A 7,614-nucleotide genomic window follows, 5' to 3' on the forward strand; every position below is an offset into this window, starting at 1 on the left:
TTCGTCGGTGACGGCCACTCGGCACCGGTCGTCGGTGACGGCCACTCGGCACCGGTCGTCGGTGACGGCCACTCGGCACCGGTCGTCGGTGACGGCCACTCGGCACCGGTCGTCGGTGACGGCCACCCGGCACCGGCCGCCGGTGACGGCCACTCGGCACCGGCCCTCCGTGACGACCACCCCGCACCGGCCCTCCGCGACAACCACCCCGCGCGGTCATCACATGCCGGACCGGCGGCCCTCACCCCCGGTAAAGCCCCTCCACCTCCGCCGCGTACGCCTCCTCTATGGCCCGGCGCCGGAGCTTGAGCGACGGGGTCAGCAACCCGTTCTCCAAGGTGAACTGATGGGCCAGCACGCGGTAGGCGCGGATCGACTCGGCCTGCGACACCAGCGTGTTGGCGGCCATGATCGCGCGCCGGATCTCGCTCTCCAGGTCCGGGTCGCGGACCAGGTCGGTCGGGGGCAACTCGGGCTTCCCGCGCAGCGACAGCCAGTGCCCGACGGCTTCCGGGTCCAGCGTCACCAGCGCGGAGACGTACGGACGGTCGTTGCCGACGACGATGCACTGGGCGATCAGCGGATGGGCCCGGACCCGCTCCTCCAGCACCGTCGGCGACAGCGTCTTGCCCCCCGAGGTGACCAGCACGTCCTTCTTGCGGCCGGTGATCGTGAGGTAGCCGTCCTCGTCGAGTGTGCCGAGGTCGCCGGTGGCCAGCCAGCCGTTGTGCAGCACGGCGGCGGTGGCGCGCGGGTTGTTGAGGTAGCCCTGGAAGACCTGGCCGCCGCGCAGCCACACCTCGCCGTCGTGGGCGATGCGCAGGGACGTGCCGGGGATGGGGACGCCGACGGTGCCGAACCGGGTGCGCTCGGGCGGGTTGCCGGTGGCGGCGGCCGTGGTCTCCGTCAGGCCGTACCCCTCGTGGATCGTCACGCCCGCGCCGGCGAAGAACAGCCCCAGGCGGCGGTCCATGCCCGAACCGCCGGACATGGCGTGCCGCACCCTGCCCCCCAGCACCTCGCGGATGCGGGCGTAGACGGGCTTGTCGAAGAGCTGGTGGCGGACCCGCAGGGCGGGGCCCGGGCCGTGCCCCTTGCCGAACGCCTTGTGCTCCAGCGCCTCGGCGTACCGGACGGCCACGTCCACGGCCCGCTCGAACGGTTCCGGTCTGCCGTCCGCCTCCGCCGCGCGCCGGGCGGTGGCGAGCACCTTCTCGAAGACGTAGGGCACGGCCAGGATGAAGGTCGGCCGGAAGGCCCGGAGTTCCGGGAGGAGGGTCGAGGCCGCCATTTCCGGGTGGTGCCCGAGCTTGATCCGGCCGCGCACCGCCGCGACCTGCGCCATCCGGCCGAAGACGTGCGCCAGCGGGAGGAAGAGGAGGGTGGACGCCTCGTCGTCCGGCTCGGCGTGGAAGGTCTTCTCGTAACGCCGCACGAGGTTGTCGGTCTCGGCCATGAAGTTGGCGTGGGTCAGGACGCAGCCTTTGGGGCGCCCCAGGGTGCCCGACGTGTAGATGACCGTCGCGGTGGCGTCCGGGGTGACGGCGAGCCGGTGCCGGTGCACCACGTCGTCGTCCAAGTGCGTGCCCGCGTCGGACAGTTCGGCCACCGGGTCGCGGTCGAGCTGCCACAGGCGGGTCAGCCGGGGCAGCCGGTCGATGACCGAACCGACGGTCATCACGTGGTCCTCGTGCTCGACCAGGCAGGCCGAGGCGCCCGCGTCGTGCAGCGTCCAGTACACCTGCTCCGCCGACGAGGTCGGGTACAGCGGTACGGGCTGCGCGCCCACGGACCACAGCGCGAAGTCGAAGAGCGTCCACTCGTACCGCGTCCGGGACATGATCCCCACCCGGTCCCCGAAGCGGATCCCCTGGGCGAGCAGTCCCTTCGCCAACGCGAGCACCTCGTCCCGGAACTCGGCCGCCGTGACGTTTCGCCACCGGCCGTCCGCGTCCTTGCGCGCCAGCGCGACCCGCTCGGGCTCGGCCTCCGCGTACTCGAAGACGGCATCCGCCAGCCCGCCGACCCAGGGCGCCGATGCCAGAGGAGGGACGGAAATCTCGTGCAATGACCCAGCTCCTCGTGGTGCCCGACACAGGGCCGAGACCGTACCCCAACAGGGGCGTCGGGCGGGAGAGGCACTTCGGGAGCGGACGGGGCCCCCGGGCCCCCGGCGGAAGCACGCTATCAAGGGGCGGCGGCTTCCCAGTTGGGGCGTCCGCCGTGCCCGTCACGGCAGGGCGGCGGGTATCTCATGAGGTGTGTCCACCGCGCTAGTCACGGCAGGGCGGCGCGCACCCCACGGGGCGCGTCCGCCCCGCCCGTCACGGCAGGTGCAGCCGGTCGCCGCCCGCCAGGACGGCCTCGGCGAGCGCCTCGGCCGGACCGCGCGCCGCGCCCTGCCGGGGCCCGTGCAGGAGGACGAAGTCCACCTCGCCGAGGTCGGGCAGTCCGGCGCGGGCGGGCATCCGGACCAGGCCGGGCGGGATCATGCCGCGGGTGTGCGCCATCACGCCCAGCCCGGCGCGGGTGGCGGCGATCAGGCCGTTGAGGCTGCCGCTGGTGCAGGCGATGCGCCAGGGACGCCCTTGCCGCTCCAGGGCCTCCAGCGCGCGGGCGCGCGTCACGGCGGGCGGCGGGAAGAGGACGAGGGGGAGCGGGCGGTCGGGGTCGGGGCGCAGCCGGTCGCTGCCGATCCAGACCAGCCGGTCGCGCCAGACGAGCCGGCCGCGCGGCTCCTCGGGGCGGCGCTTGGCGAGGACGAGATCCAGGCGGCCGGCCGCGAGCCGTTCGTGCAGGGTGCCCGACAGCTCGACCGTCAGTTCGAGATCCACTTCGGGGTGCTCCCGCCGGAAGTCCTCCAGCACCTCGGGCAACCGCGTCAGGACGAAGTCCTCGGACGCGCCGAAGCGCAGCCGCCCGCGCAGCCTGGTCCCGGTGAAGAAGTGCGCGGCCCGCTCGTTCGCCTCCAGGATCGTCCGGGCGAAACCGAGCATCGCCTCGCCGTCCTCGGTGAGCCGCACGGTGTGCGTGTCCCGCGCGAGCAGCCGCCGCCCGGCCGCCTCCTCCAGCTTGCGGACGTGCTGGCTGACGGTGGACTGCCGCAGGCCGAGGCGGTGCGCGGCCTGCGTGAAGCTCAGGGTCTGCGCCACGGCCAGGAAACTGCGCAGCTGCGCGGGGTCGAACACGGACGTCACCTTAATGCGGCGGGGGCCGGGGCATGCGCGGCCGGGGGAGGCGGCAGGGCAGCGGCAGCGGCAGCGACCGGCCCGGCCAGTCATCACGTTTTCGAATAACAGTGAGCGCGGTCAGAGGGGTTTTCGATTTGCGCTGGTGGGGGCACTCTGGAGAGGGCACCGTCCATGCCACGCCCAGAGCCACCGAAACGAAGCGAAGAGAGAACATGCGCCGCCCTCAGCTCAAACTCCCCGCCTGGCTCCCCGTGGACGGTTTCATCCTGGCCCTGATCGCGACGGTCGTCGTGGCCGCCTTCCTCCCCGCCCGCGGAACGGGCGCCGCCGTCGCGGAGGACGCGTCCACCGGCGCCGTCGCCCTGCTGTTCTTCCTGTACGGCGCCCGGCTGTCCACCCAGGAGGCGATGGCCGGCATCAAGAGCTGGCGGCTGCACCTGACGGTGCTGGCCTGCACGTTCGTGGTCTTCCCGCTGCTCGGCCTGGCCGCCCGCGGACTCGTCCCCTACGTACTGACGCCCGCCCTCTACAGCGGCTTCCTCTTCCTGTGCCTGGTCCCCTCCACCGTGCAGTCCTCCATCGCCTTCACCTCCATCGCCCGCGGCAACGTCGCGGCGGCGATCTGCGCGGGCTCGTTCTCCAGCCTGCTCGGCGTCGTCCTCACACCGGTGCTGACGGGGCTGCTGCTGGACGGGGACGCGGGCGGGTTCGACGCCGACTCGCTGGTGTCGATCGTCCTCAAACTCCTCGTGCCCTTCCTGGCCGGGCAACTGCTGCGCCGCTGGATCGGCGGCTTCGTCACCCGCCACAAGCGCGTCCTGGGCTACGTCGACCGGAGCTCCATCCTCTTCGTCGTCTACACCGCCTTCAGCGCCGGCGTGGTCGCGGGCACCTGGCACCAGCTCTCCCCCTGGCGGCTGCTGGCGCTGCTGGGCGTGGAGGCCGTACTGCTGGCGGTGATGCTCACCCTGACTTCGTACGGGTCCCGGAAGCTCGGCTTCCCGCGCGCGGACCGCATCGCGATCGTCTTCGCCGGCTCCAAGAAGAGCCTGGCCGCGGGGCTGCCGATGGCCACGGTCCTGTTCGGCGCCGAGGCGAGCCTGGCGGTGCTGCCGCTGATGCTCTTCCACCAGATGCAGCTGATGGTCTGCGCGGTCCTGGCCAAGCGCTTCGCGGCCCGGGCCGACGCGTCCGGGCCTGCGGCCGGGTCTTCGGCAGGGTCTTCGTCCGCTCCTTCGTCCGGGCCTTCCTCCGCGACGAGCGCCGACGACGGCGCGGACGGCGCCTCGAACACCGCGCGGGGCACCGCCGGGGCCGGGTCGCCGCGCGGGTAGGCGCGGAGGACAGGGCGGGCGCCCGGCCCTCAGAAACCGGTCAGCGTCGTCTTGCCGATCGCGCTCCCGGACTCCAGCAGCGCGTGGGCCTTGCGCAGGTTGGCCGCGTTGACCGGACCGAGGTCCTGGGTCGCGGTCGTGGTGACGGCGCCCGCGTCCACCAGGCGGGCCACCTGGGTCAGCAGGTGGCGCTGCCGCTCCATGTCCGCCGTGCGGAACAGCGAGCGGGTGAACATGAACTCACGGTGGAAGGACAGGCTCTTCGTCTGGTACAGGGTGATGTCCTCCAGGGAGTCGAAGTCGTCGATGGCGACGACCTGCCCGAAGGGGTTGAGCGCCTGGGCGTAGACCGGCGCGTTCCGGACGGTGGCGGCGGCGCTGAGGACGTAGTCGAGGCGGCCGGGGGCGACCGCGGCCAACTGCTCCGCCAGCGGTTCGTGGTGGTTGACGACGTGGTGGGCGCCCATCTCGCGGGCCCAGGCGGCGGTCTCCGGGCGGGAGGCGGTGCCGATCAGGGTGAGGCTGGTGAGCGCGCGGGCCAGTTGCAGCGCGATGGACCCGACGCCGCCGGCCGCGGCGGTCACCAGCAGCGCCCCGTCCTGCTCCATCCCGTCACGGCGCAGCCCCAGGCGTTCGAACAGGCACTCCCAGGCGGTGATCGCGGTCAGCGGCAGGGCGGCGGCCTGCGCGAACGAGAGGGTGACCGGCTTGAGCGCCACCAGCCGTTCGTCCACGGCGTGGAACCGGGAGTTCGCCCCGGGCCGGTCGACCGCGCCCGAGTAGTACACCTCGTCCCCGATCGCGAAGAGCCGTACCTCGGAGCCGACCGCGACCACTGTGCCCGCCGCGTCCCAGCCCAGCACCTTCGGCTCCCCGCCGGGGTCGGTGCTCCGGCGGACCTTGGTGTCCACCGGGTTGACGCTGATCGCCTCCACCCGGACCAGCAGGTCGCGTGGCTCCGGCTCGGGCACCGGCAGCGCGATGTCCTGGAGGCTGCCGGGGTCCTCGATCGGCAGGCTCTCGCGGTAGGCCACGGCCCGCATGGTGCGGCCGTGGTCACGCGTCCCCGCGCCGTTCGTGCTGTTCATTCCGTTCGTTCCATTGGGCTGCGTGGCCCCTGAGGTATCCGTCATACTTCCTGTATGGGGCATACCGGGTGACTTCGCCCGGGGAGAGCGGCGCATCACCGGTCGGACGAGGACCGGTCGGACGAGGACCGGGCGGGCGCGGGCCGGGGCGGGTGGCCCCCGCCCGCGCCCGCCGGGCTCAGTCGCGCGCCGCCGGCCGCACCCCGTCCAGCGGCAGCCGCAGCACCGCCGGGCCGTCCACGGACGCGCCGTCCGTCCGCACCCGCTCCAACTCCGCGTCGTCCAGCGCCCGCCCGTACACCCGGACGTCGTCCAGCGCCCCCGTGAGGTGCGAGCGGCTGTCCACCTTCTGGCCCAGATGCACCCCGAAGACCGAGTTCCGGCTGACCGAGCCGGGGACGTCGGGCGCGCTGGTGGTCGCCGTGCCGTCCACGGTGAGCGTGAGCCGTCCCCCGCTCCGGCGCAGGGCGAGGTGGTGCCAGGCGCCGTCGTCGTAGGCCCCGGTGGTGGTGTGGACCTGGGCGGTGGCGGGCGGGGAGGCGCCCCGGACGGCGGTGATGTGGGCGGAGACGCGGCCCGCCCGCGGATCGCCGCGCAACGCGACCTGCGGGGACCTGGTGCCCACCCCGCCCATCCACAGGAACGGCTGCTCCCCGGCGGTGGCCTGGTAGCGGAACCACAGCGAGCAGGTGAAATCGCCGTCCCCCAGCCGCAGCGAGGAGCGGTACGGCAGGCGGACCGCGTCGTCCACGCCGTCGAAGGCCAGCGCCCGCCCGAAGCGCCCCTCGACGGGCCGGGCGCCGCCCAGCACCAGCGCGGGCCCGGCGTGGGCCGCCCGGTCCGGGGTCCTCGGGTCCGGCGCCCGGCGCGGGCCCAGCCACTCCTCGGTGAACCGCGCGAAGCGGATCTCGTCCCGGGCGTCCACCGCCCCGCCCTCGTAGAGCAGCCCGGTCTCCTCGTGCGAGATGTTCACCAGATCGGAGTATCCGGACCAGTCGGTGGTGACGCGGGCGCCCCGGTCCACCCCCTCCCACGTGCGGCCCTCGTCGTACGAGGAACGGATGGTCATGGTCCGCCGCCGGTCCGGGTCGGCGGGCACGGCCAGCAGCAACCGGCTGTACCCGTCCTGGGCGCGCGACCGCAGCCGCAGCACCGAGCCCTGCACCATCGGCGCGTACAGGTCCGGGAGCGCGCGGAACGGCCCGTCGAAGGACTCCCCGCCGTCCCGGCTGACCGCCGCCGTGCGATGCCCCAGGTCCGTACCGTCCTGCTCGCGCGCGCTGACGTACAGCGAACCGTCGGCCCGCTCCACGAGGGACATCTCGGACGGCTTCTGCCGGAAGGTGCCGTCCGCGGCCGTCGGCCAGCTGTCCACCGCGCCGACCTCCCAGGAGTCGCCGCCGTCGTCGCTGTACATCAAGGCGCCGTGGTTGGCCGTTATCCGGCCGCCCGCGTAGCTCTCGGCGTTGACGGTGAAGACGAGACGGCCCGCATGCCGCCCCCGGGTGAGCTGGACGCCGTGCACGGGACCGGTGGCGTACCAGGAGTTCCAGTGCGGCGGACGGAGGTCCTCGGTCAGGTCCTCGGGTTCCGACCAGGTCGCGCCGTCGTCGTCGCTGTACTGGAGGTGCGGCGTCCGGTCGCACGGCACGTCGCAGCCCTGCGCGTCCGTGCGCCCCTTGTTGTACGTCTCGGCGAGCAGGATGCGGCCGGTGCGGCGGTCCACCACCGGGGCCGGGTTGCCGCGGGTGTCGCCGTTGCCCTCGTTGACGACCTGGAGGGGGCCCCAGGTCCGGCCGCCGTCGGTGGAGCGCTTGACGACGAGGTCGATGTCCGCGGCGTCCCCGCAGTTGCGCACCCGGCCCTCGGCGAAGGCCAGCAGCGTGCCGCGGGCGGACTTCACGATCGCCGGGATGCGGAAGCAGGCGTACCCCTTCTCCTGCGCGGCCTTGAACAGCACCTGCTGGTCGAAACCCGGCGTCGCCGACCGGGCGGTCGGCG

General features: G+C 73.6%; 5 protein-coding genes. 1 reads left to right on the top strand and 4 read right to left on the bottom strand.

Translation table 11 applies throughout. The features are described 5' to 3' along the window. Positions 1 to 241: 241 nt before the first annotated feature. Positions 242 to 2,068 carry a long-chain fatty acid--CoA ligase gene (locus ABZX96_RS37400; protein WP_355553933.1) on the bottom strand — a complete coding sequence of 609 codons (1,827 nt, stop codon included), beginning with the start codon at positions 2,066 to 2,068 and terminating at the stop codon, positions 242 to 244. 256 nt (positions 2,069 to 2,324) lie between these two features. Further along, positions 2,325 to 3,188, bottom strand: coding sequence for a LysR substrate-binding domain-containing protein (locus ABZX96_RS37405; protein ID WP_355553936.1), 864 nt, complete (start codon positions 3,186 to 3,188; stop codon positions 2,325 to 2,327). A gap of 215 nt (positions 3,189 to 3,403) precedes the next feature. Here ABZX96_RS37405 and ABZX96_RS37410 point away from each other — a divergent pair, with 215 nt between their 5' ends. Further along, positions 3,404 to 4,525: a bile acid:sodium symporter family protein gene (locus tag ABZX96_RS37410; protein WP_355553938.1), complete on the top strand. Its 1,122-nt coding sequence runs from the start codon at positions 3,404 to 3,406 to the stop codon at positions 4,523 to 4,525. Between the two features lie 29 nt (positions 4,526 to 4,554). On the opposite strand, the gene ABZX96_RS37415 is transcribed toward ABZX96_RS37410, so the two are convergent. Continuing rightward, the gene (locus ABZX96_RS37415) at positions 4,555 to 5,568 is read right to left on the bottom strand and encodes a zinc-binding alcohol dehydrogenase family protein (RefSeq protein WP_355553944.1); all 1,014 of its coding nucleotides are present in this window, start codon (positions 5,566 to 5,568) and stop codon (positions 4,555 to 4,557) included. Positions 5,569 to 5,791: 223 nt separating this feature from the next. Beyond that, positions 5,792 to 7,614: sialidase family protein (locus ABZX96_RS37420; RefSeq protein WP_355553941.1), on the bottom strand; the 1,823-nt coding region annotated here is incomplete at its 5' end.

This window comes from Streptomyces sp. NPDC003077, from assembly GCF_040611095.1.
Taxonomy (GTDB): Bacteria; Actinomycetota; Actinomycetes; order Streptomycetales; family Streptomycetaceae; genus Streptomyces.